The sequence below is a fragment of the Saccharothrix sabaoui genome (assembly GCF_051756985.1).
In the GTDB taxonomy this organism is placed as follows: domain Bacteria; phylum Actinomycetota; class Actinomycetes; order Mycobacteriales; family Pseudonocardiaceae; genus Actinosynnema.
Genome location: NZ_JBPKJK010000068.1, coordinates 22,377 through 45,415, shown reverse-complemented (window position 1 = coordinate 45,415; position 23,039 = coordinate 22,377). Strand labels below are relative to the sequence as shown.

Genomic DNA, 23,039 nt, shown 5'->3' with positions numbered 1-23,039 from the left:
TTCTGCTCGGCGACCTGCTTGCGCACGTCCTCCATGTCGACCTTGCGGGCCTGGTCGATCAGGTCCTCCAGCGCCGACTCGGGCAGCGCCCCCGGCTGGGCGTAGAGCACCACGCCGTCGCGCACGATCATCAGCGTCGGGATCGAGCGGATCTCGAACGCCGCGGCGAGCTGCTGCTGCGCCTCGGTGTCGACCTTGCCGAACACGATGTCGTCGTGCTTCTCGCTGGACTTCTCGTAGGTCGGGGCGAACTGGCGGCACGGGCCGCACCACCCGGCCCAGAAGTCGACCAGGACCATCTCGGAGCCGCCGACAACCTCGTCGAAGTTCTCCGCGGTCAGCTCCACGGTGGCCATAGGTCCTCCTCAAAGTGGACTCAGGGGTCGGCCCCCTTGTACCCGCTCCAACGACCGGGACACGCCGGACATTCCTTTCAACAAACTGTGGACCTCTTCAACAGAACGTTGTAGCTTTCGGTCACCCGATCGCAGGAGGTGTCCCGTGCGCAGGACCGCAGCCCTCGCCCTGTCCCTGTTCGCGCTGGTCGCGTGCGGTGCCCCCACCGAGGAGCCGCCCGCCGGACCGGCCGACGACCTGCCCGACACCGCCGCGGTGGTGCGGGCCGTCACCAAGGACGAGGCGCTCGCCGCGACCCTCCCGGAGGCCGTCCGGCAGGCCGGCAAGCTGCGCGTCGGGTCGAACGTGCAGAACCCGCCGAACAACTTCTACGCGGCCGACGGCAAGACCGCGGTCGGCTCCGAGGTCGACCTGGCCAAGGCGATCGGCGCCAAGCTCGGCCTGACCGTCGAGCACCAGGACATGGCGTTCAGCTCGCTCATCACGAGCCTCCAGGCGGGGCGCATCGACGTGACGATGGCCGCGATGAACGACACCGCCGAGCGGCAGCAGGCGATCGACTTCGTCGACTACTTCACCTCGGGCATCACGATCATGGTCCAGAAGGGCAACCCGCAGGGCGTCAAGGGCCCGGACGACCTGTGCGGCAAGGCGGTCGCGGTCAACCTCGGCTCCAGCCAGGAGACCTACGCCAAGGAGTACCCCTGCCTGTCCGGCGACCCGATCCAGGTGACCTCCACGGACAGCGACACGCAGAACCAGAACCAGCTGCGCACCGGGCGCGTCGCCGCGATCCTCAACGACCTGCCGACCGCCGTCTACGTCGCCAAGACCGCCGGTGACGGCGAGTTCTTCGAGGTCGTCGACCTGGCCCCGATCAACGGCGGCCCGTACGGCATCGGCGTGAACAAGGCCACCCCCGAGCTGACGGCCGCGATCCGGAAGGCCCTCCAGGCGCTCGTCGACGACGGCACCTACGGCAAGCTCCTCGCCGCCTGGGACGTCGAGCAGGGCGCGGTCGACGAGGTGACCGTCAATGGCCGGTGAGCCCGGAGTGACCCCGGCCCCGACCGACGACGAGCTGGTCGTCGTCCCGCTGCGCCACTGGTGGCGGTGGGTCGGCGGCGCGGTGATCCTGGTGCTGCTCGGCCTGCTGGGCTGGGCGCTGGCCGACGCGAGGATCGACTACGCGGCCGTGCCCGGGTTCTTCACCCACGACATCATGCTGCGCGGCCTGGTCAACACGGTCGTGCTGGCGCTCGCGGCGCAGGCCGGGGCGATCGTGCTCGGCGTCGTCATCGCCCTGATGCGCCGCTCGGCCAACCCCGTCGCCCGCTGGTTCGCCGCCGGGTACGTGTGGCTGTTCCGCGGCCTGCCCGTGCTGCTCCAGATCCTGCTGTGGTTCAACCTGGCCCTGGTGTTCGAGGACATCTCGTTCTTCGGCATCTGGGAGGAGAAGACGAACGTGCTGGTCACGGCGTTCGTCGCGGCTCTGCTGGGCCTCGGGCTCAACGAGAGCGCCTACATGGCCGAGATCGTGCGGGCCGGCCTGAACAGCGTCGACCACGGGCAGGTCGAGGCGGCCAAGGCCATCGGCATGACACCCGCCGTGGCGCTGCGCCGCGTCGTGCTGCCGCAGGCCATGCGGGTGATCATCCCGCCCACCGGCAACAACTTCATCAACATGCTCAAGGGCACGTCCATGGCGTCCGTCATCGGCTTCCTGGAGCTGGTCCACGCGGCCAACAACATCGCCTCGCGCAACCTCCAGATCATGGAGACGCTGCTCGCGGCGGCGGCCTGGTACATGGTGGTGGTGAGCGTGGCGAGCGTCGGGCAGCACTACCTGGAGCGCCACTACGGCAAGGGGGTCGCCCGATGAGCCTGGTACGCGCCGTGGGCGTGCGGAAGTCGTTCGGCGGGACCGAGGTGCTGCGCGGCGTCGACCTCACCGTGGAGGCCGGGCAGGTGGTGTGCCTGCTCGGGCCGTCCGGGGCGGGCAAGTCCACGTTCCTGCGGTGCGTCAACCACCTGGAGACCATCGACGCGGGCCGGATCTGGGTGGACGGCCAGGCCGTCGGGTTCGCCTCGCGCGGCGGGAAGCTGCACGAGCTGCGCGAGCGCGAGGTGGCCCGCCAGCGGCGCGGCATCGGCATGGTGTTCCAGCGGTTCAACCTGTTCCCGCACCGCACGGCGCTGGAGAACGTCGTCGAGGGGCCGGTGCGGGTGCTGCGCAGGCCCCGGCGCGACGCCGTCGACGAGGGGCGGGCGCTGCTGGCGCGCGTCGGGCTGGCCGACAAGGCCGACGCCTACCCGCACCAGCTGTCCGGCGGCCAGCAGCAGCGGGTGGCCATCGCGCGGGCGCTGGCGATGCGGCCCCGGCTGATGCTGTTCGACGAGCCGACGTCCGCGCTCGACCCCGAGCTGGTGGGCGAGGTGCTGGACGTGATGGTCGACCTGGCCCGCGACGGCATGACGATGATCGTGGTCACGCACGAGATCGGGTTCGCCCGCCAGGTGGCCGACTCCGTGGTGTTCATGGTCGACGGCGCGGTGGTCGAGACCGGCCCGCCCGGTCAGGTGCTGGACGACCCCCGGCAGCAACGCACGAAGCAGTTCCTCGCGAAGGTGCTCTAGGTGGACATGCGCATCCCGTCGTCGTACCTCGTCCAGTTCCACGAGCCGGAGGGCTACCTGGACTTCGCCCGCTTCGGGCCGCCGTCGCACGCGGTCGTGGACGCCTCCACCCGGCTGCTGGAGGCGTCCGCCGCCGCCGGTCCGTCCACCGTGGATGAACTGATGCGGCAGGAGCTGCGGGCGAAGGCGGCCGTGGCGCGGCTGTGCCGGGGCGACACCGACCACGTGGCGCTGCTGCCGAACACGAGCACCGGCCTGTTCCAGGTGGCGCTGGGCGCCACCGGGGAGGTGCTGGTGTCGGCGGGGGAGTTCCCGGCCAACACCTACCCGTGGGTGCGGTCCGGGCGGGCGGCGGTGCGGTGGCTGCCGGGCGGGCCGGTGACGCCCGAGGCGGTGCGGGAGGCGTTGACGCCGTCGGTGACGGTGGTGTCGGTGAGCGCCGTGGACTTCCGGACCGGTTACCGGGCCGACCTGGCCGCGTTGCGCGAGGTCGTCGGCGACCGGGTGCTGGTGGTCGACGGCATCCAGGGCTTCGGCGTGGTCGACGAGCCGTGGGAGGTGGCCGACGTCCTGGTCGTGGGTGGCCAGAAGTGGCTGCGGGCCGGGTGGTCCACCGGGTTCATGACGCTGTCCGACCGGGCCCTGCACCGCCTCGACCCGGTGCTGTCCGGGTGGACCGGCGCCGAGGACGCCGGGTTGTTCGACGACGCCGTCCACCCGGTGGCCCGGCACGCCGCGGGGTGGTCCATCACCAACCTCAGCCCCGTCGCCGCAGGCGCCCTGGCCACGGCCTTGGAGCTGGTCGAGCTGGCCGGTGTTCCACGAATCAACAACAGGATTGTTGAACAATCCGACAATCTCATGGAGATCGTCCGATCCGCAGGCGGCACCGTGGTGTCCGCGACCGACCGGCGGGCGGGCATCACCGCGTTCACGCTGCCCGACCGGCCGTCGTCGGTGGTGGGCGCGGCCCTGGCCGAGGCGGGGGTGACGGCGACCGTGCGGCCGGAGCACGTCCGCCTGTCGCCGCACGTCTCGACCACCCCGGCGACGGTCGCGCGGTTCGCCGACGCCCTCAAGGCCCTCACCGCCCGCGCCCACCGGGCACCCACGCCCGTCGCCACCAAGCTGGCCCCCGAGCCCACTGCCGCGTCCGCCGCCAAGCCGGCCACCGAGTCCGCCGCCGCCTCTGCCGCCGAGTCGGCCACCGAGTCCGCTGCCGCCTCTGCCGCAGCCGCCGCGTTTGCCACCACCGCATCGGCCGTTGCCGGGCCCGCTGTTGCCGCGTCCGCCGTCACCGCGTCCGTCATCGCCGCGCACTCCGCCGCCATGTCCGCGACCGCCGCATCCGCCGCCCCTGCCGCCCCTGCTGCCGCCGGGCCTGCCGCACCTGCCGTCACCTCCGCCGTCCCGGCGGCGGAGGTGCTCAAGGCGCTCGTCCCCACGGTGAACAGCCTGGCCGAGGCGTTGGGCGCGGGCACCGAGGTCGTGCTGCACGACCTCGGCGCACTGCCCAACTCGATCATCGCCATCGCGGGCGACCTGACCGGCCGCTCGGTCGGCGGTCCCATGACCGACCTGCTGCTCGGCCTCGTCCGCCGGGGCACCACCCAGGACCTCGCCGGTTACGAGACCTACGCGCCCGACGGCCGGGTGCTGCGCTCCTCCACCGTCTTCCTGCGCGACGAGCACGGCGAGGCGATCGGCTGCCTGTGCGTCAACAGCGACCCCGGCTCGCGGACCGGCGCCGGGCCCGCCGCGCGGCCGGTCGAGGCGTTCCCGGGTGACGTCGACACGCTCCAGCGCCTGCTGGTGGAACGGGCCGTCGCCGCAGTCGGCGTGCCGGTCGAGCTGATGAAGAAGTCCCACAAGTCGCAGGTCGTGCGCGTCCTCGACGAGGCGGGGCTGTTCCTGATCAGGGACTCCGTCGACTACCTGGCGGGCGTGCTCGGCGTCACCCGGTACACCATCTACAACTACCTCAACGAGACCCGGGGCTGACGTCGGCGTGCGCGGCGCGTTTTCCACCCCGGCGCGGCCGTGCCGCATGATGCACCCATGTTGTCGAGCAGCAGCGACGAGTTCCGCGCGTTCTGGGCCGAGCGCCACCTGTGCACCCTCACCACGATCCGGAAGGACGGCACGCCGCACGTCGTGCCCGTGGGCGTCACCCTGGACGTCGACACCGCCACCGCGCGCGTGATCACCTCCGGCGGGTCGCACAAGGTGCGGCAGCTCCTCGCCGCGGGCGAGGCGGGGGCACCCGTCGCGGTGTGCCAAGTGGACGGTCGCCGCTGGTCCACCCTGGAGGGGCGCGCGGTGGTCCGGCGCGACCCCGCGTCCGTCGCGGACGCCGAGCGGCGCTACGCCGCCCGCTACCGCACGCCCCGCCCCAACCCCGAGCGCGTGGTGATCGAGATCGCCGTCACCCGCGTCCTGGGCACGGTGTGAGCGCGCCCACCGCCGTCACGGTCGTCGGCATCGGCGCGGACGGCTGGGACGGCCTGCCCCACGCCTCGCGGCACGCCCTCGCCTCCTGCGACGTGCTGATGGGCAGCACCCGCCAGCTCGACCTCGTGCCCGGCGCGTTCGACCGCGTCCCGTGGCCGTCACCGCTGCTGCCCGCCCTGCCCGACCTGCTCGACCGGTACGCCGGCCGCCGAATCGGCGTGCTGGCCAGCGGCGACCCGATGTTCCACGGCATCGGCACCACGCTCGTGCGGCTGCTCGGCGCGGACCGGGTGCGGGTCGTGCCGCACCCGTCGTCGGTGTCGCTGGCCTGCGCCCGGCTCGGCTGGGCGCTCGACGACGTGGCCGTGGTCAGCCTGGTCGGCAAGCCCGCCGCGCTCGTCGTCCCGCACCTGCACCCCGGGCGGCGCGTCCTCGTGCTGGGCGCCTCGCCGGTCGAGGTCGCCGGGCTCGCCCCGCGCGCCCGCCTCACCGTCCTGGAGAACCTCGGCGGACCGGACGAGCGCGTGCACCACGACCCGGCCGCCGCCGGCCCGCTGCACGTCCTCGCCGTCGAGTGCGGCGCGGACGGCGCGTCCCTGGTCCCCGGCCGCCCCGACGACGCGTTCGAGCACGACGGGCAGCTCACCAAGCGCGAGGTGCGCGCGGTGTCCCTGGCGCTGCTCGCGCCCCGCCCCGGCGAGCTGCTGTGGGACGTCGGCGCGGGCGCGGGCAGCATCGCCGTCGAGTGGTGCCGCACGCACCCGTCGTGCCGGGCCGTCGCGGTCGAGAAGCACCCCGGGCGCGCCGAGCGCGTCACCCGCAACGCCACCGCCCTCGGCGTGCCCGGCATCCGCGTCGTGGTCGGCCCGTCGCCCGCCGCCCTGGAGGGCCTGGACGCCCCGGACGCGGTGTTCGTCGGCGGCGGCCTCACCGCGCCCGGTGTCGTCGAGCGCTGCTGGTCGGCGCTGCGGCCCGGCGGCAGGCTCGTCGCCAACGCCGTCACCCTGGAGTCGGAGGCCGTGCTCACCGCGTGGCACGCCCGGCTGGGCGGCGAGCTGACCCGGGTCGAGGTGAGCCGGGCCGCCCCGATCGGCGGCTTCACCGGCTGGCGCCCCCAGCTGCCCGTGACCACGTGGGCCGTGACCAAGCCCGTGACCAAACCCGTGACCAAGCCCGTGACCGAGGAGAACGCGTGACCGTCCACTTCATCGGCGCCGGCCCCGGCGCGGCCGACCTGCTCACCCTGCGCGCCGCCCGGCTCCTCGCCGAGTCCCCGGTGTGCCTGTACGCGGGCGCGCTCGTGCCCGTCGAGGTGCTGGGGCACTGCCCGCCCGGCGCGCGGCTGGTCGACACCGCGGACCTCGACCTCGACCAGATCCTGCGCGAGCTGTCCGACGCCCACGCCGCCGGGCACGACGTGGCCCGCCTGCACTCCGGCGACCCGTCCGTGTTCAGCGCGGTGGCCGAGCAGATGCGCAGGCTGGACGCCCTCGGCATCCCCTACGACGTCACGCCGGGCGTCCCCGCGTTCGCCGCCGCCGCCGCGTCGCTCAAGCGCGAGCTGACCGTGCCGGGCGTGGGCCAGACCGTCGTGCTCACCCGCACGGCCGCCCGCGCCACCCCCATGCCGCCGGGGGAGGACCTGGCGACGCTGGGCGCGTCCGGGGCGACCCTCGTGCTGCACCTGGCCGTGCAGCGGATCACCGAGGTCGTCGCCGACCTGCTGCCGAACTACGGCCCGGACTGCCCGGTCGCCGTGGTGGCGCGGGCGAGCCGCGAGGACGAGGAGGTGCTGCGCGGCACCCTGGCCGACATCGCCGCGCGGGTCGAGGCGGCCGGGATCAGGCGGACGGCGGTGATCGTGGTGGGCCGCGTCCTGGCCGCCGAGGGGTTCCCGGACAGCCACCTGTACTCGACCACCCGGTGCCGGACGGTGACGAGGGGTCGGGCGGGCCGCGCGTGACAGCGGGCCGGGCGTGACAGCGGGCCGGGCGTGACAGCGGGCCGGGCGGGCCGGGCCTGAGGGCGGTTAGGCGCGGCCCACCACCGTGCCCGCCCGGTCGATCACGATCACGTCCACCTCCACCGGGGCGCCGCGCAGCACCTCGTCCGCCGTCGCCTTCGCGCGCACCGCCACCAGGTCGCCCAGCGGCACCCCGGCGGCCTGGGCCAGGTGCAGGGCGCCCAGCGCCGTGTTGGCGCCCCGGACGGCGGCGGCCAGGGCCGGGTCGCCCACCAGAGAGGCCACGAAGCCCAGGTCCACCTGGGAGCGGCCCGAGTGCAGGTCCAGGTGGCCGTGCGCCAGCTTCGACAGCTTGCCGATGCCGCCCGCCACCGTCAGCCTGGGCACCGGGTGGCGGCGCAGGTACTTCAGCACCGCGCCGGCGAAGTCGCCCATGTCCAGCAGCGCGTCCTCGGGCAGGCCGTGCACCTCGGCGGCGACCCGCTCCGACGTGCTGCCGGTGCACCCGGCCACGTGCTCGCGCCCCGCCGCGCGGGCCACGTCCACGCCGCGCCGGATGCTGTCGATCCACGCCGAGCACGAGTACGGCACCACGACGCCCGTCGTGCCCAGGATCGACAGGCCGCCCAGGATGCCCAGCCGCGGGTTCCACGTCCTGCGCGCCAGCTCCTCGCCGTGCTCGACGGAGATCTCCACGACCACGTCCCCGGTGCCGCCGTGCTCCGCCGCCACCCGCGCCACGTGCTCGGTCATCAACCGCCTCGGCACGGGGTTGATCGCGGGCTCGCCGACCGCCAGCGGCAGCCCCGGCTTGGTGACCGTGCCGACGCCCGGCCCCGCGCGGAACACGACGCCGCCGCCGGGCGGGCCGGGGCGCACCGTCGACGAGATCAGCGCGCCGTGCGTCACGTCCGGGTCGTCGCCCGCGTCCTTCACCACCGACGCGGTCGCCGTGCCGCCGGACAGGGACTCGCGGGCCAGCGCGAACGTCGGCGTGCGACCCTTGGGCAGCACGACCCCCACCGGGTCGGGGAACTCGCCGGTGAGCAGCGCCGTGTAGGCCGCGGTCGTCGCGGCCGTGGCGCAGGCGCCGGTCGTCCATCCGTAGCGCAGGGTGCTCACGACGACAGGATGCAACAACGATGGGAACGGTGCTGGTGCTGGGGGGCACGGGGGAGTCCCGCGCGCTCGCCGCCGCCCTCACCGGCACGAGGGTGATCTCCTCGCTCGCCGGCCGGGTGCGCGACCCGAAGCTGCCCGAGGGCGAGGTGCGGATCGGCGGGTTCGGCGGCGTCGACGGGCTGGTCGCCCACCTGCGCGCCGAGCGCGTCGACGCCGTCGTGGACGCCACCCACCCGTTCGCCGACCGCATCACGGCCAACGCCCTCGCCGCGACGACGGCCACCGGCACGCCGTTCCTCGTGCTGCGCCGCCCCGGCTGGCCGCCGCGCCCCGGCTGGGAGTACGTGGGCAGCGTCGCCGAGGCCGCCGAGCGCGTCGCCGGCCGCACGCCGTTCATCACCACCGGGCGGCAGGAGCTGGCGCACTTCCGCGGCGGCGTGGCGCGCACCGTCGACCCGCCCGACCCGCCGGTCCCCGGCGTCACCGTCCTGCTCGACCGCGGTCCGTACGCGGTGGACGACGAGCTGGCGCTGATGCGCGCGCACGGCGTGGACGTGCTCGTCACCAAGGACAGCGGCGGGCCGATGACGGCGGCCAAGCTGGAGGCCGCCGCTCACCTGGGCCTGCCGGTCGTCGTGGTGCGCCGCCCGCCCGCGCCGGACGCGCCGCACGTGGCCACCGTCGCCGAGGCGCTCGACTGGCTCGCCCGCGGTGGCGTCCTCACCCGGGGTAGCGGCGCGGGGTGAACACCGTGCCGCGGTGGGTGAGCGTCGTCTGCGTCGACCCGACCAGCAGCAGGCACCGCATGTCCACGGTGGACGGGTCGAGGTCGGCCAGCCGCAGCACCCGCACGTCCTCCTCCGGTCCGCCGACGTCGCGGCCCACCACCACCGGGGTGTCCGGCGAGCGGTGGCGCAGCAGCAGGTCCCGCGCCGCCTCCACCTGCCACGTGCGGCTGCGCGAGGCCGGGTTGTAGATCGCCAGCACGAGGTCCGCCGCCGCCGCGGCCTCCAGCCGGCCGGCGATCACCTCCCACGGCTTGAGCCGGTCCGACAGCGACACCACGCAGTAGTCGTGCCCCAGCGGCGCGCCCACCCGGCTGGCCACCGCGTGCGCCGCGGTCAGCCCCGGCAGCACGCGCACCGGCACGTCCGCGAACTGCTCCTCCGCCGCGACCTCCAGCACCGCGCTGGCCATCGCGAACACGCCGGGGTCGCCCGAGGACACCACGGCGACCCGCCGGCCCCGCTTGGCGAGGTCCAGCGCGAACGCCGCCCGCTCGGACTCCACCTTGTTGTCCGAGGCGTGCACGCGCTGCCGCGGCGAGGCGTTCACCCGGTTCAGGTACGTCACGTAGCCGACCAGGTCGTCCGCCCCCACCAGCGCCCGGCGCGCCTCCGGCGTCAGCCACTCCGGCCCGGCCGGGCCGAGGCCCACCACGACCACCTCGCCGACGCCCGACGCCGAGACCGACGCCCGCCGCCGGTCCCCGGAGGGCAGCAGCGCCAACGAGAAGTACGGCACCGTGTCCGGGTCCACTTCGGACAGCGGCGCGGTGCGCTGGCCGCCGGTGGTGGCCCGCTCCACGTACCACGCCTCGTCGAGCCGACCGGCCTTCTCCAGCGCCGCCCGCACGTGCGGGAAGGTCCGCCCCAGCTTCATGATCGCCACCGGGTCGCCGCCCGACAGGTGCTCGACCAGCGCGTCGGTGGGCAGCGTGCCCGGCAGCACGGTCAGCACCTCGTCCCGCTCCACCAGCGGCCGGCCGATCACCGCCGCGCCCGCGCTCACCGACGTCACGCCCGGCACCACCTCGGCCGGGTACCGGTGCGCCAGGCGCTTGTGCAGGTGCATGTACGAGCCGTAGAAGAACGGGTCGCCCGCCGCCAGCACGACCACGTCGAGCCCCGCGTCGAGGTGCTTCGCGAGCCGTTCCGCGCACTCCTCGTAGAACCCGTCGATCTCGCCCTGGTAGTCGTCGGAGTCCTCGGTGGTCACCGGGTAGACGAGCTGCTCCTCGACCTGGCCCTCCCGCAGGTAGGGCTCGGCGATCCGCCGCGCCACGCTGCGCCCGTGCCGCGCGCTGTGGAACACCACCACGTCGGCCTCGCGGATGAGCCGCGCCGCCTTCACCGTCACCAGCTCCGGGTCGCCCGGACCCACGCCGACGCCGTACAGCCTGCCCGTCATTCGTCCTCGCTCGCGATCGCGTTGACCGCCGCGGCCGTCATGGCGCTGCCGCCGCGCCGCCCGCGCACGACCAGGTGCTCCAGGCCGAGGTCGTTGGCCACCAGCGCGTCCTTCGACTCGGCCGCCCCGATGAACCCGACCGGCACGCCCAGCACGGCGGCCGGTTTCGGCGCGCCCGCGGCGATCAGGTCGAGCAGGTGGAACAGCGCGGTCGGCGCGTTGCCGATGGCGACCACCGCGCCGTCCAGCCGGTCGCCCCACAGCTCCAGGGCGGCGGCGCTGCGGGTGTTGCCCAGCTCGTCGGCCAGCTCCGGCACGCGCGGGTCGTTCAGCGTGCACAGCACCTCGTTGCCCGCGGGCAGGCGCTTGCGCGTCACGCCCGCCGCGACCATCTGCGCGTCGCACAGGACCGGCGCGCCCGCCAGCAGCGCCTCGCGGGCGTCGCGCACCACGTGCGGCGAGAACGCGACGTCGTCGACCAGGTCGACCATGCCGCAGGCGTGGATCATCCGCACCACGACGCGCGCGACGTCGTCGGGGAACCGGGTCAGGTCCGCCTCGGCGCGGATGGTGGCGAACGAGCGGCGGTAGATCTCCGGCCCGTCCTTGACGTAGTCCTGCTCGGTCACCTGATCTCCTCGTACCCGTCGCCGGTCGCGACGAACTCCACCGCGCCACCGGCCGGCCGCCCGCACCTGCGCGCGCAGCCGGACCAGTGCACGCGCCCCGCGTGCGGGGTGCCGATCCAGCGCGCGACGTCCGCGCGCACGTCGGCCAACGACTTCGCGCACCCCGGCCGGCCGGTGCACGCGCTCACCCCGTGCCACGGCGAGTCGGGGGAGGTGAACAGGCCGCCCGCGTCGCTGCCGGCCGGGAGGACCAGGCCGCGCCACGGCGTCAGCCGCACCGGCGTGCCGGCCAGCAGGCGGGCGTCGAGCCGGCCCAGCGGGACGCCCGCGACCACGACGTCCCCGACCGGACCCGGTGTCGCGGGGATCACAGCGGGGTCGAGGCGGTCGGCCACCGGGACGCCCAGCGCCTCCGTGATCTTCCGCACACCGCCGTCCACTTCGGACAGCCGCCAGGCGGTCCCGCGCAGTTCCCCGAACAGCCGAGCCGCGCGCACCACGGCGCCCACCGGATCGGTCACCCGAAGCCCGGAATCACGCCCCGCCAGGAACAACGCGTCACCGACCAGGCCGATGTCACCCGAAAGCCCGCTCACCGCGTGACCCACCGTGACCAGGAACCGGCCCGGCAGGTCGGCCAGCGACGGTTCGGCCAGCAGCGCGGCGTCGAGCGCGTCCACCAGGTCCTGGTTGTCCTCCAGCGGCGCGGCGACGATGTTGCGCATCCGCTCGTGGGTCGCCGAGGGCAGCAGGCCGGCTTCCCGCAGGCGCGCCCCCAGCTCGTGCTCCGCCCCCGGCGCCAGGCCCCTGATCTGCACGTTCGCCCGCGACGTCAGCTCCAGGAACCCGTCGCCCAGCTCCAGCGCCGCCGCGCGCACCACGTCGAACCGCCGGGCGTCCAGCGTCCCGCCGGGCACCCGCACGCGCGCCAGCCCGCCGTCGGCCGCGACGTGCACGTCGACGGCCCCGGGGCAGGCGTCCGGGCGTTCCCGATCGGAGGACATGGGATGGATGCTAACCGCCGGGTTAGGGTGGCCCCGAACGGCGAAGCAACAGGAGGAAGCCGGTGCGAATCCGGCGCGGTCCCGCCACTGTGACCGGGTGAGCGCCCGGGAGTCAGGAACTCCGCCCAGCCGTCCCCCACGACCTGGGGCGAGGACCCCCGAGGGATGGAGCCCGCACGTGATCCTGCTGCTGTCGACCTCCGACACGGACCTGCTGTCCGCCCGCGCGAGCGGCGCGGACTACCGCCTGGCCAACCCCTCCCGCACCGCCGCGGCCGACCTCCCGGCGCTGGTCGAGGGGGTCGACCTGGTGGTCGTGCGCATCCTCGGCGGTCGCCGGATGTGGGAGGAAGGGCTCGACCACCTCCTCGCGGGCCCGCGCCCCGTCGTCGTGCTCGGCGGCGAGCAGAACCCCGACGCGCCGCTGATGGAGCTGTCCACGGTGCCCGGCGGCGTGTGCGCCGAGGCCCACGCGTACCTGGCGCACGGCGGCCCGGCGAACCTCGCCGAGCTGCACCGCTTCCTGTCCGACACGGTCCTGCTCACCGGCCACGGCTTCGAGCCGCCCGCGCCCGCGCCGAACTGGGGCGTCCTGGAGCGGCCGGAGCCCGCGGGGCCCGCGAACGACGGCCCGACCGTCGCGGTCCTGTACTACCGGGCCCACCACGTCGCCGGGAACACCGCGTTCGTGCACGCCCTGTGCGACGCGGTCGAGGCGAAGGGCGGCCGGCCGCTGCCGATCTTCTGCGCCTCGCTGCGCGCCGCCGAACCGGGGCTGCTCGCCGAGCTGGGCAAGGCGGACGCGCTCGTGGTCACCGTCCTCGCCGCGGGCGGCACGAAGCCCGCCGCCGCGTCCGCCGGCGGTGACGACGACGCGTGGGACGTGGGCGCGCTCGCCGCGCTGGACGTGCCGATCCTCCAGGGGCTCTGCCTCACCTCCAGCCGCGCGCAGTGGGACGACAACGACGACGGCCTCTCCCCGCTGGACACCGCCACGCAGGTGGCGATCCCCGAGTTCGACGGCCGGATCATCACCGTCCCGTTCTCCTTCAAGGAGGTCGACGAGGACGGCCTGACCGTGTACGTGGCCGACGAGGAGCGGGCCGCGCGCGTCGCGGGCATCGCCGTGCGGCACGGGAAGCTGCGGCACGTCCCCAACGCCGACAAGCGGATCGCGATCATGCTGTCGGCCTACCCCACCAAGCACTCCCGCATCGGCAACGCCGTCGGCCTCGACACCCCGGCGAGCGTCGTGCGGCTGCTCCAGGAGCTGCGCGCGGCCGGGTACGACATCGGCGACGAGCTGCCCGGCGTGGACGACCTCGACGGCGACGCGCTCATCCACGCCCTCATCGCGGCCGGCGGGCAGGACGCGGACTGGTTGACCGAGGAGCAGGTCCAGGGCAACCCGGTGCGGCTGCCCGCCGCCCGCTACCGCGAGTGGTACGCCACCCTGCCCGAGGACGCCCGCGCGGGCATGGAGGCGCACTGGGGGCAGGCGCCCGGCACGCTGTTCGTGGACCGCTCGAAGGACCCCGACGGCGAGGTCGTGCTGGCCGCCCTGCGCTCCGGCAACGTCGTGGTGATGGTCCAGCCGCCGCGCGGGTTCGGCGAGAACCCCATCGCGATCTACCACGACCCGGACCTGCCGCCCAGCCACCACTACCTGGCCGCCTACCGCTGGCTGGAGTCCGAGTTCCGGGCGGACGCCGTCGTGCACGTCGGCAAGCACGGCAACCTGGAGTGGCTGCCCGGCAAGACCGTCGGCATGTCCGCGGGCTGCGGCCCGGACGCCGCGCTCGGCGACCTGCCGCTGGTCTACCCGTTCCTGGTCAACGACCCGGGCGAGGGCACCCAGGCCAAGCGCCGCGCGCACGCCACCCTGGTCGACCACCTCGTGCCGCCGATGACCCGCGCCGACAGCTACGGCGACATCGCCAGGTTGGAGCAGCTGCTCGACGAGCACGGCACGATCGCCGCGATGGACCCGGCGAAGCTGCCCGCGATCCGCGCGCAGATCTGGACCCTCATCCAGGCCGCGAAGCTCGACCACGACCTGGGCGTCGCCGAGCGCCCGGCCGACGAGGGCTTCGACGACCTGATCCTGCACGTCGACGGCTGGCTGTGCGAGGTCAAGGACGTGCAGATCCGCGACGGCCTGCACGTGCTCGGGCAGGCCCCGACCGGCGAGGCCCGGGTCAACCTGGTGCTGGCGATCCTCCAGGCCCGGCAGATGTGGGCCGGTCGGGTCGCGGCGCTGCCCGGCCTGCGCGAGGCGCTGGGGCTGGCCGACACCACGCGCACGAGCACCGACCGGGTGGAGGCCGAGGCGCGGGCGCTGGTGCTGGGCATGGAGGAGGCGGGCTGGGACCCGGCCGCCGCCCGGACCCTCACCGACGTGGAGGACGTGGCGCGCGTGCTGGAGTTCGCCGCGCACGAGGTCGTGCCCCGGCTGGCCCGCACCACCGACGAGATGACCCACGTGCTGCACGCCCTGGCCGGCGGCTACGTGCCCGCCGGTCCGAGCGGGTCGCCGCTGCGCGGCCTGGTCAACGTCCTGCCGACGGGCCGCAACTTCTACTCCGTCGACCCCAAGGCGGTGCCGTCGCGGCTGGCGTGGGAGACCGGGCAGGCCATGGCGGACTCGCTGCTGGAGCGCTACCGCGCCGACACGGGGGAGTGGCCGCCGTCGGTCGGGCTGTCCGTGTGGGGCACGAGCGCGATGCGCACGGCGGGTGACGACATCGCCGAGGTGCTCGCCCTGATGGGTGTCCGCCCGGTGTGGGACGACCAGTCCCGCCGCGTCACCGGCCTGGAGGCGATCCCCCTGGCCGAGCTGGGCCGCCCGCGCATCGACGTGACGGTCCGCATCAGCGGGTTCTTCCGCGACGCCTTCCCGCACGTGGTCACCCTGCTGGACGACGCCGTGCGGCTGGTGGCCGACCTGGACGAGCCGGACGGGGACAACTTCGTCCGCGCCCACGCCCGGGCGGACCTGGCCGAGCACCAGGACCCGCGCCGCGCCACGATGCGCATCTTCGGCAGCAAGCCCGGCGCGTACGGGGCGGGCCTGCTGCCGCTCATCGACAGCCGGAACTGGCGCGACGACGCGGACCTGGCCGAGGTCTACGCGGTGTGGGGCGGGTACGCCTACGGCCGCGAGCTGGAGGGCGTGGAGGCGCGCAAGGACATGGAGAGCGCCTACAAGCGCATCGCCGTGGCCGCGAAGAACATCGACACCCGCGAGCACGACATCGCCGACTCCGACGACTACTTCCAGTACCACGGCGGCATGGTCGCGACGGTCCGCGCGCTCACCGGCACGGCCCCCAAGGCGTACGTCGGCGACAGCACCCGGCCCGAGGCGGTGCGGACCAGGACGCTGCACGAGGAGACCCACCGGATCTTCCGGGCGCGCGTGGTCAACCCCCGCTGGCTCGCGGCAATGCGCAAGCACGGTTACAAGGGTGCGTTCGAATTGGCCGCCACGGTCGATTACCTGTTCGGCTACGACGCCACCACGGGGGTGGTCGCGGACTGGATGTACGAACAACTGGCGGCCAGCTACGTGCTCGACCCGGAAAACCGGGAGTTCCTGGAGAAGTCGAACCCGTGGGCGCTGCACGGGATCTCGGAACGCCTGCTCGAAGCGGCCGAGCGCGGCCTGTGGGAACACCCCGAGCGGGCGACCCTCGACGCCCTGCAAGCCGTTTACCTGGAAACGGAGGGCGAACTGGAGGGCGGCGACTAGCCGGACCCGGTGAGCCGGAAAAGCGGCGCGCATTCCCCGGCGGGGAGTGCGCGCCGCTTTTCCCTTGTAGGGGTGCGTCAATTCGCGGATCGGCCGGTCGAGACACGCCGGTGCCGTCAGGTGAACGCTGTGTACCCGTATGGTCGACGCACTGTGCCCGAACGGACCACAGTGCGCACCGCTACCAGAATCGGTCCAGCCGCGCAAATGTCGCAAAGTGTGTAACAGCGCGGACACGAGAGCTTGACACGACTTCGTGGCGCGAACCACACTCCTCGAAACCTGGGAGCGCTCCCAGAACGTTCACCGCCGATCACCTGAGGAGTTCTCGTGCGCTACCGCAGAGCGGGCTTGGCCAAGGTCCTCGCCTGCACCGCAGTGCTCGCCGCAGCTGCCACGGCCTGCGGGTCGGGCGGGTCCGGCACCACCGCGGACGGCAAGACGGAGCTGACCGTCGCCACGTTCAACGAGTTCGGCTACGAGGACCTCTTCAAGGAGTACGAGGCCGCCAACCCGAACGTCAAGATCACCCACCGCAAGACCGGCCAGGGCGCGCCGCACCACCAGAACCTGTTCACCAAGCTGGGCGCGGGTTCCGGTCTCGCCGACATCGAGGCCGTGGAGGAGGGCTACCTCAGCCAGGTCATGGCCAAGTCCGGCCAGTTCGAGAACCTGAAGGAGATCGGCCCGGCCGAGGTCCGCGACGACCGCTGGCTGCAGTGGAAGGTCGACGCCGTCACCACCAAGGACGGCAAGCTCATCGGCTACGGCACCGACATCGGCCCGCTGGCCATGTGCTACCGCAAGGACATGCTGGACGCGGCCGGCCTGCCGTCCGACCCCGAGGGCGTCAAGTCCCTGTTCGCGACCTGGGACTCGTACTTCCAGGCCGGCGACACCTACGTGCAGAAGACCGGCAAGCCGTGGTTCGACTCGGCCGCCCAGATCTTCAACCCGATGCACAACCAGGCCAAGACGGGCTACTTCGACCGCGACGACAAGCTCGCGATCGAGACCAACGACGACAAGAAGATCTGGGAGCAGGTCACCGGCGCGGTGTCGCGCGGCCAGTCGGCGAAGCTCGTCGCGTGGAGCAAGGAGTGGCAGACCGGCTTCAAGGAGTCCGCGTTCGCCACGAAGACCTGCCCGTCCTGGATGCTGGGCGTCATCGAGGGCAACGCCGGTCCGGACCACAAGGGCAAGTGGGCCGTCACGGCCGCCTTCCCCGGCGGCGGCGGCAACTGGGGCGGCTCGTACCTGACCATCCCCAAGCAGGGCAAGAGCAAGGCCGAGGCCGTCAAGCTCGCCGCGTGGCTGACCGCGCCCGAGCAGCAGATCAAGGCGTTCGTCGCCAAGGGCACGTTCCCGAGCCAGACCCAGGCCCTGATCTCGCCCGAGCTGCTGAACAAGACCAGCGACTACTTCGGCGGCGAGAAGGTCGGCCTGCTGTTCTCCGAGCAGGCCAACAAGGTCGCCGGCGCCCAGTACAAGGGCCCGCAGGACGGTGAGATCCAGGACAACGTGATCGCGCCGGCCCTCCAGGCCGTGGAGCAGGGCGCCTCCGCCGAGGACGGGTGGAAGCAGGCTGTCGAGGGAGCCAAGAAGGCTGCCAAGTAATGACGACCGAACTCACGGTCACGCGCGGGCGGGGCGCCGAGCCCCGCCCGCCGCGGCGTGCCGACAACGATGACACCCCGCCCGGGAAGCTGAGCCTGCGCCACCGGCTCACCAACCTGGACGTGAAGGTCTCCCCGTACCTCTACATCGCCCCGTTCTTCGTCCTCTTCGCCGTCGTCGGCCTCTTCCCGCTCCTGTACACGGCCTACGTGTCGCTGTTCAAGTGGGAACTGGGTGCCGACGAACAGCCGTTCGTGGGGGTCGAGAACTACACGACGCTGCTCGCGGACTCGCAGTTCTGGAACGCGATGGTCAACACGCTGAGCATCTTCGCGATGTCCACCGTGCCCCAGCTGATCATCGCCGTGATGCTGGCCGTGCTGCTCAACACCGCGCTGCGCGCGCGGACCGCGTGGCGGATGGGCGTGCTGCTGCCCTACGTGGCCAGCCTCGTGGCCCTGACGATCATCTTCGGCGACCTGTTCGGCCCGCAGTACGGCCTGGTCAACGACACGCTGGAGCTGTTCGGCATCGACCGCATCGACTGGCAGTCCGAGCGCTGGTGGAGCCACGCGGCCATCGCCACGATGGTGAACTGGCGCTGGACCGGCTACAACGCCCTCATCGTGCTGGCCGCCATGCAGGCGATCCCGCGCGACGTGTACGAGGCGGCCTGGGTGGACGGCGCGAGCAAGGTGCGCCAGTTCTTCAGCATCACGCTGCCGCTGCTGCGCCCGACGCTGATCTTCGTGGTCGTCACCTCGACCATCGGCGGTCTCCAGATCTTCACCGAGCCCAAGCTGTTCGCCCCCGCGGGCAGCAGCAACGGCGGTGCGACCAACCAGTACCAGACGGTCGTGCTCTACATGTACCAGTCCGGTTTCCAGAGCTTCGACCTCGGTTACGCCTCCGCGATGGCCTGGGTCCTGTTCGTCGTCATCATCGCGATCGCGGGCATCAACTTCCTGCTCACCCGCCGGCTCGCGTCCAGTGGGGAGGCGTGATGACCACCGTCCTCGACCGCCGCGACGCGGTCAAGCCGCGACGGTTCAAGAAGGTGGTGAACCTCGCCGAGCAGCGACCGAGCTTCACCGTCTACGGCATCCTGATCGCGTTCATCCTCGGCTCGGCGTTCCCGTTCTACTGGTCGTTCCTGGTCGCCAGCCACGACGACGCGGAGTTCACCGCGACGCCGAGCCTGCTGCCCGGCGGCCAGTTCTTCTCGAACGCGAGCCGGGTGCTCGACTCGATCCCGTTCTGGAAGGCCCTGGGCAACAGCGTCCTGGTGTCCGGCACGGTGACCCTGTCGGTGGTCGTCCTCTCCACCCTGGCCGGCTTCGCGTTCGCCAAGCTGCGCTTCAAGGGCCGGGGACCGCTGATGGTCTTCGTGGTGGCCACCCTCGCGGTGCCCACGCAGCTCGGCATCATCCCGCTGTACATGGCGATGGCGGAGTTCGGCTGGTCCGGCACCCTCGGCGCGGTCATCGTCCCCAACCTGGTGACCGCGTTCGGCGTGTTCTGGATGCGCCAGTACATCGCCGACGCCGTGCCCGACGAGCTGATCGAGGCGGCCCGCATGGACGGGTGCAGCATGATCCGCACGTTCTGGCACGTGTGCCTTCCCGCCGTCCGCCCGGCGGCGGCCATGCTCGGCGTCTTCACGTTCATGACGTCGTGGAACGACTTCCTCTGGCCGCTGATCGTGCTCAACGCGGAGAACCCGACGATGCAGGTCGCCCTGGAGAAGCTCCAGAGCGGCTACTACGTCGACAACTCGCTCGTGCTCGCCGGGACCACCATGGCCACGGTCCCGGTCTTGATCGTGTTCCTCGTACTCGGTCGGCAGATCGTCGCCGGGATCATGCAGGGTGCTGTGAAGGGGTAGCTGTGGAGTCGATTTCCTTTCCCGAGGGATTCGTGTGGGGCGCCGCGACCGCGGCGTTCCAGATCGAAGGCGCGACCACCGCGGACGGTCGCACCGCGTCCATCTGGGACACGTTCTGCAAGACGCCCGGTGCGGTCGTCGGCGGCGACACCGGTGATCCCGCCGCCGACCACTACAACCGCGTGGACGAGGACGTCCAGCTGATGGTCGACCTCGGCCTCCAGGCGTACCGCTTCTCCACGGCGTGGCCGCGGGTGCGGCCCGACGCCGGCCCCGTCAACCAGGCCGGCCTGGACTTCTACTCGCGCCTGGTGGACAAGCTGCTCGAAGCGGGCATCGCGCCCTGGCTGACCCTGTACCACTGGGACCTGCCGCAGACCCTGGAGGACGCGGGCGGCTGGGCCAACCGCGACACCGCGTACCGCTTCGCGGAGTACGCCGAGTCGGTCGTCGGCGCCCTCGGCGACCGGGTGGTCAACTGGACCACGCTCAACGAGCCGTGGTGCTCGTCGCTGCTCAGCTACGCCGCCGGCGTGCACGCGCCGGGCCGCCAGGAGCCGGAGGCCGCCGTGGCCGCCGTGCACCACCTGCTGCTGGCGCACGGCCTGGCCACCGCGGCCATCCGCGAGCAGGCGCCGAACGCCAAGGTCGGCATCACGCTCAACATGTACCCGATCATCCCGGCGGACCCGGACGACGACGCCGACCTCGACGCCGCCCGCCGCCTCGACGGCCTCCAGAACCGGATCTTCCTCGACCCGCTGTTCAAGGGCGAGTACCCGGCGGACATCGTGGCGGACCTGGAGCCGTACGGCTTCTCGAAGCACATCCGCGAGAACGACCTGGAGATCATCTCCGCGCCGCTGGACCAGCTGGGCGTGAACTACTACGCCGAGCACTTCGTCAGCGGCACCCCGGCGGAGGAGCCGGCGGCACCGGTCCAGACCAACGGCCGTCGCCCGACCGGGTCACCCTGGGTCGGCGCGGAGCACGTCACGTTCCCCAGCCGGGGACTGCCGCGCACCGACATGGACTGGGAGGTCGAGCCCGACGGCCTGTTCAAGGTGCTCAAGCGGGTGCACGAGGACTACCCGAGCATCCCGCTGTACGTGACCGAGAACGGTGCCGCGTACCAGGACTCGATCGAGGACGACGGGTCGATCAACGACCACGAGCGCCGCGACTACATCGACGGCCACCTCCGGGCGGCGCACGCGGCCATCCAGGCGGGTGTGGACCTGCGCGGCTACTTCGCGTGGTCGCTGATGGACAACTTCGAGTGGGCCGAGGGGTACGCCAAGCGGTTCGGGATCGTGCATGTCGACTACGAGACCCAGGTGCGGACGCCTAAGATGAGCGCCATGTGGTACTCGCAGGTTGCCCGCGGCAACGCTCTCGCGGCGACGGTCGCTCCGTGACGGATGCCGTTGACCCACCCAAGGCGCGACGACCCAACACCCGGCTGGAGGAGGTCGCTCGCGCCGCCGGGGTGTCCAAGTCGACCGTCTCCCGGGTGATCAACGGCGAGCCGTACGTGAGCTCGAAGGCGCGCGAGGCCGTCCACCTGGCCATCGGCAAGCTCGGGTACAGCCCGAACCAGGCGGCCCGGACCCTCGCGGGCAGCCGCGCGAACTGCATCGCCGTGGTCGTCTCGGAACAGGGCAGCAGGGTGCTCGCCGACCCGTTCTTCGCGGGCGTGCTCCGCGGTGTGCACGCGGAACTGGCCGGCAAGCGCGTCCAGCTCGTCCTGATGATGAGCAAGGAAGGCGACGAGCAGGACCTGGTGAACTACCTCTGCGGTGGCCACGTGGACGGCGTGCTGGTGCTCAGCCTGCACGGCCAGGACCCGCTGCCCCGCACGCTCGCCGACGCGGGCCTGCCGACCGTCGTCGGCGGCAGGCCCCTCGGCGCGGGCGGGGTGCCCTACGTCGACTCGGACAACTTCAACGGGGCCATGGAAGCGGCCCGCTACCTGGTCTCCCTGGGGCGCAAGCGCATCGCCACGATCGCGGGCACCCGGGACATGGCGGTGGGCATGGACCGCCTGTCGGGCTGGAAGCGCGGCCTGAGCCAGGCCCGGATGGAGACCGACCTGGTCGCCTACGGGGACTTCACCCCGGAGAGCGGCGCGGTCGCCATGGCCGATCTGCTCAAGCGGGACCCGTCGCTCGACGCGGTGTTCGTCGGGGCCGACATCATGGCGCTGGGCGCGCTCCAGACCCTGCACGCCCACGGGAAGAGGGTTCCCGAGGACGTGGCCGTGGTCGGGTTCGACGACCTGATGATCGCCGCCACCGCCGTGCCCGCGCTGACCACGATCCGCCAGGACGTGGAGCAGCTGGGCCGGACGATGACGTGGCGGCTCATGGCGGAGCTGGCGGGGGAGGAGAACCTGCCGCCCTTCCTGCTCCTGCCCACCTCGATCGTGCAGCGCGCCAGCGCGTGAGGACCCCGCGGGACCGGTCGGCGACGTCGTTCGCCGGCCGGTCCCGCGCGCGTTCGGCGGCATCCGCCCGGTGATCGACCGGTCATCGTCCCACCGGGCGGAACATCACTCGGATGGCCCAGCTGTTACCACTTGCTGACCACCGTTCGGCCTGGCTAACGTCCTCCCCACTGCTCTGGGAGCGCTCCCAGAGACCGGTAGCCAGGGGGAGGCGGTTCCTCTCGCCCACCGCCTCCCCCAACCCCCGCGCGAAGGAGCGCAGCACGATGGCAGCCCGACACGCACCACCGACGGCCGAGGCCGCCGCGGACCCCCGGGGTCACCGCCCCGCGGGGCGGGCGCGGACCCCCGGCGGTGGCCGGGCGGCGCCGTCGTGACCACGGGCGACGAGGGCCGCGACGGGACCACCGCCACGGGTGGCCCGGTGGGATTCGGGTTCCAGGCGAGCTGGCAGGGCAGCGGCGTCACCCCCACCGGGTCCACCCCGAGCGGCAGGACCCGTTCCTCCGGTTAGCGGAGCCCTCGTTTGGCCTGGCGGCGCAGCTGCATGATCCGGGCTGCGCCGACCAGGCCCACCAGCACCGCCCCGGCGAGCGCGCCGAACAGCAGGGCCACGCCCAGCGGCAGCGTCCCCGACGCCCCCAGGAAGTGGATCGTGGACTGGGCGGGGTTCTGGAGGATGAACACCAGCAGGAAGACCAGCACGACGAGCGACGCCAGCACCGCCACCCACGTGCCGCTGATCCTGGTCGGCCGGATCTTCCCCGGCGTGGTCGTGCCGGACGGGGGCGTGGTCGTGCCGGGCGGGGTCGTGTCCCGGGTGGTCGTGCCCCCGGTGGTCGTGCCCGGTGCCCCGGGCGGGCCGGCCGGCGGTCGGACGACGGCGTCGCGGGTGTCCCTCGGCGCGGGCACCGCGGGGTCGACCGGGATCGGGGTCGTGGGCAGTGCCTCTGCGCGGTCGTCGCGTGGGGTGGTCACGCCCGGATT

General features: G+C 73.1%; 20 protein-coding genes and 1 riboswitch. Of the genes, 14 read left to right on the top strand and 6 right to left on the bottom strand.

Going from position 1 to position 23,039, the window contains the following annotated elements; all coding sequences use genetic code 11:
- Positions 1–356: thioredoxin (trxA, locus tag ACR807_RS21815; protein WP_438923226.1), on the bottom strand; the 356-nt coding region annotated here is incomplete at its 3' end.
- A 145-nt stretch (positions 357–501) separates the two neighbouring features.
- Between trxA and ACR807_RS21810 the strand changes: the two genes are divergently transcribed.
- The 7 genes from ACR807_RS21810 to cobM are packed head-to-tail and all read left to right on the top strand — an operon-like array spanning position 502 to position 7,408.
- Positions 502–1,404, top strand: coding sequence for an ABC transporter substrate-binding protein (locus tag ACR807_RS21810; protein ID WP_438923225.1), 903 nt, complete (start codon positions 502–504; stop codon positions 1,402–1,404).
- The gene (locus ACR807_RS21805) at positions 1,394–2,239 is read left to right on the top strand and encodes an amino acid ABC transporter permease (protein ID WP_438923224.1); all 846 of its coding nucleotides are present in this window, start codon (positions 1,394–1,396) and stop codon (positions 2,237–2,239) included. The genes ACR807_RS21810 and ACR807_RS21805 overlap by 11 nt, the downstream gene beginning before the upstream one ends.
- Positions 2,236–2,994, top strand: coding sequence for an amino acid ABC transporter ATP-binding protein (locus tag ACR807_RS21800; RefSeq protein WP_438923223.1), 759 nt, complete (start codon positions 2,236–2,238; stop codon positions 2,992–2,994). Before ACR807_RS21805 ends, ACR807_RS21800 begins: the two co-directional genes overlap by 4 nt.
- Before the next feature lie 6 nt (positions 2,995–3,000).
- Positions 3,001–4,995, top strand: coding sequence for an aminotransferase class V-fold PLP-dependent enzyme (locus ACR807_RS21795; protein WP_438923228.1), 1,995 nt, complete (start codon positions 3,001–3,003; stop codon positions 4,993–4,995).
- A gap of 57 nt (positions 4,996–5,052) precedes the next feature.
- Positions 5,053–5,445: a pyridoxamine 5'-phosphate oxidase family protein gene (locus ACR807_RS21790; protein ID WP_438923222.1), complete on the top strand. Its 393-nt coding sequence runs from the start codon at positions 5,053–5,055 to the stop codon at positions 5,443–5,445.
- Positions 5,442–6,641, top strand: a complete 1,200-nt coding sequence (gene cbiE / locus ACR807_RS21785) for a precorrin-6y C5,15-methyltransferase (decarboxylating) subunit CbiE (protein ID WP_438923221.1) — start codon at positions 5,442–5,444, stop codon at positions 6,639–6,641. Before ACR807_RS21790 ends, cbiE begins: the two co-directional genes overlap by 4 nt.
- Positions 6,638–7,408 carry a precorrin-4 C(11)-methyltransferase gene (gene cobM, locus ACR807_RS21780; protein WP_438923220.1) on the top strand — a complete coding sequence of 257 codons (771 nt, stop codon included), beginning with the start codon at positions 6,638–6,640 and terminating at the stop codon, positions 7,406–7,408. The genes cbiE and cobM overlap by 4 nt, the downstream gene beginning before the upstream one ends.
- A gap of 66 nt (positions 7,409–7,474) precedes the next feature.
- Here the strand turns inward: cobM and ACR807_RS21775 are convergent, their stop codons facing one another.
- Positions 7,475–8,530: a cobalt-precorrin-5B (C(1))-methyltransferase gene (locus ACR807_RS21775; protein WP_438923219.1), complete on the bottom strand. Its 1,056-nt coding sequence runs from the start codon at positions 8,528–8,530 to the stop codon at positions 7,475–7,477.
- 20 nt (positions 8,531–8,550) lie between these two features.
- Here ACR807_RS21775 and ACR807_RS21770 point away from each other — a divergent pair, with 20 nt between their 5' ends.
- The gene (locus ACR807_RS21770) at positions 8,551–9,276 is read left to right on the top strand and encodes a cobalt-precorrin-6A reductase (RefSeq protein WP_438923218.1); all 726 of its coding nucleotides are present in this window, start codon (positions 8,551–8,553) and stop codon (positions 9,274–9,276) included.
- Here the strand turns inward: ACR807_RS21770 and ACR807_RS21765 are convergent.
- From ACR807_RS21765 to ACR807_RS21755, 3 genes are read right to left on the bottom strand one after another with little or no spacing between them, the layout of a single operon-like run.
- Positions 9,251–10,720, bottom strand: a complete 1,470-nt coding sequence (locus ACR807_RS21765; protein ID WP_438923217.1) for a precorrin-2 C(20)-methyltransferase — start codon at positions 10,718–10,720, stop codon at positions 9,251–9,253. The two genes, ACR807_RS21770 and ACR807_RS21765, sit on opposite strands and share 26 nt — an antisense overlap.
- On the bottom strand, positions 10,717–11,349 hold the full coding sequence (locus tag ACR807_RS21760; protein ID WP_438923216.1) for a precorrin-8X methylmutase: 633 nt from the start codon (positions 11,347–11,349) through the stop codon (positions 10,717–10,719). The genes ACR807_RS21765 and ACR807_RS21760 overlap by 4 nt, the downstream gene beginning before the upstream one ends.
- The gene (locus tag ACR807_RS21755; protein WP_438923215.1) at positions 11,346–12,353 is read right to left on the bottom strand and encodes a ferredoxin-like domain-containing protein; all 1,008 of its coding nucleotides are present in this window, start codon (positions 12,351–12,353) and stop codon (positions 11,346–11,348) included. Before ACR807_RS21755 ends, ACR807_RS21760 begins: the two co-directional genes overlap by 4 nt.
- Before the next feature lie 8 nt (positions 12,354–12,361).
- Positions 12,362–12,496, top strand: a riboswitch (cobalamin riboswitch).
- 35 nt (positions 12,497–12,531) lie between these two features.
- Between ACR807_RS21755 and cobN the strand changes: the two genes are divergently transcribed.
- The 6 genes from cobN to ACR807_RS21725 all read left to right on the top strand — a co-directional run bounded on the left by cobN (position 12,532) and on the right by ACR807_RS21725 (position 22,052).
- Entirely contained in the window at positions 12,532–16,104 is a 3,573-nt protein-coding gene (gene cobN / locus ACR807_RS21750; protein ID WP_438923214.1) for a cobaltochelatase subunit CobN, read from the top strand.
- A gap of 330 nt (positions 16,105–16,434) precedes the next feature.
- Positions 16,435–17,721, top strand: coding sequence for an ABC transporter substrate-binding protein (locus ACR807_RS21745; RefSeq protein ID WP_438923213.1), 1,287 nt, complete (start codon positions 16,435–16,437; stop codon positions 17,719–17,721).
- Complete coding sequence (locus ACR807_RS21740) at positions 17,721–18,725, top strand: carbohydrate ABC transporter permease (RefSeq protein WP_438923212.1); 1,005 nt, start codon at positions 17,721–17,723, stop codon at positions 18,723–18,725. Before ACR807_RS21745 ends, ACR807_RS21740 begins: the two co-directional genes overlap by 1 nt.
- A complete protein-coding gene (locus ACR807_RS21735; RefSeq protein ID WP_438923211.1) occupies positions 18,725–19,606 on the top strand; it encodes a carbohydrate ABC transporter permease in 882 nt (293 codons plus the stop codon). Before ACR807_RS21740 ends, ACR807_RS21735 begins: the two co-directional genes overlap by 1 nt.
- An 11-nt stretch (positions 19,607–19,617) precedes the next feature.
- Positions 19,618–21,024, top strand: coding sequence for a GH1 family beta-glucosidase (locus tag ACR807_RS21730; RefSeq protein ID WP_438923227.1), 1,407 nt, complete (start codon positions 19,618–19,620; stop codon positions 21,022–21,024).
- Entirely contained in the window at positions 21,021–22,052 is a 1,032-nt protein-coding gene (locus tag ACR807_RS21725; RefSeq protein ID WP_438923210.1) for a LacI family DNA-binding transcriptional regulator, read from the top strand. Before ACR807_RS21730 ends, ACR807_RS21725 begins: the two co-directional genes overlap by 4 nt.
- A 510-nt stretch (positions 22,053–22,562) precedes the next feature.
- Here the strand turns inward: ACR807_RS21725 and ACR807_RS21720 are convergent.
- Positions 22,563–23,030, bottom strand: a complete 468-nt coding sequence (locus tag ACR807_RS21720) for a LapA family protein (RefSeq protein ID WP_438923209.1) — start codon at positions 23,028–23,030, stop codon at positions 22,563–22,565.
- Positions 23,031–23,039 lie beyond the last annotated feature (9 nt).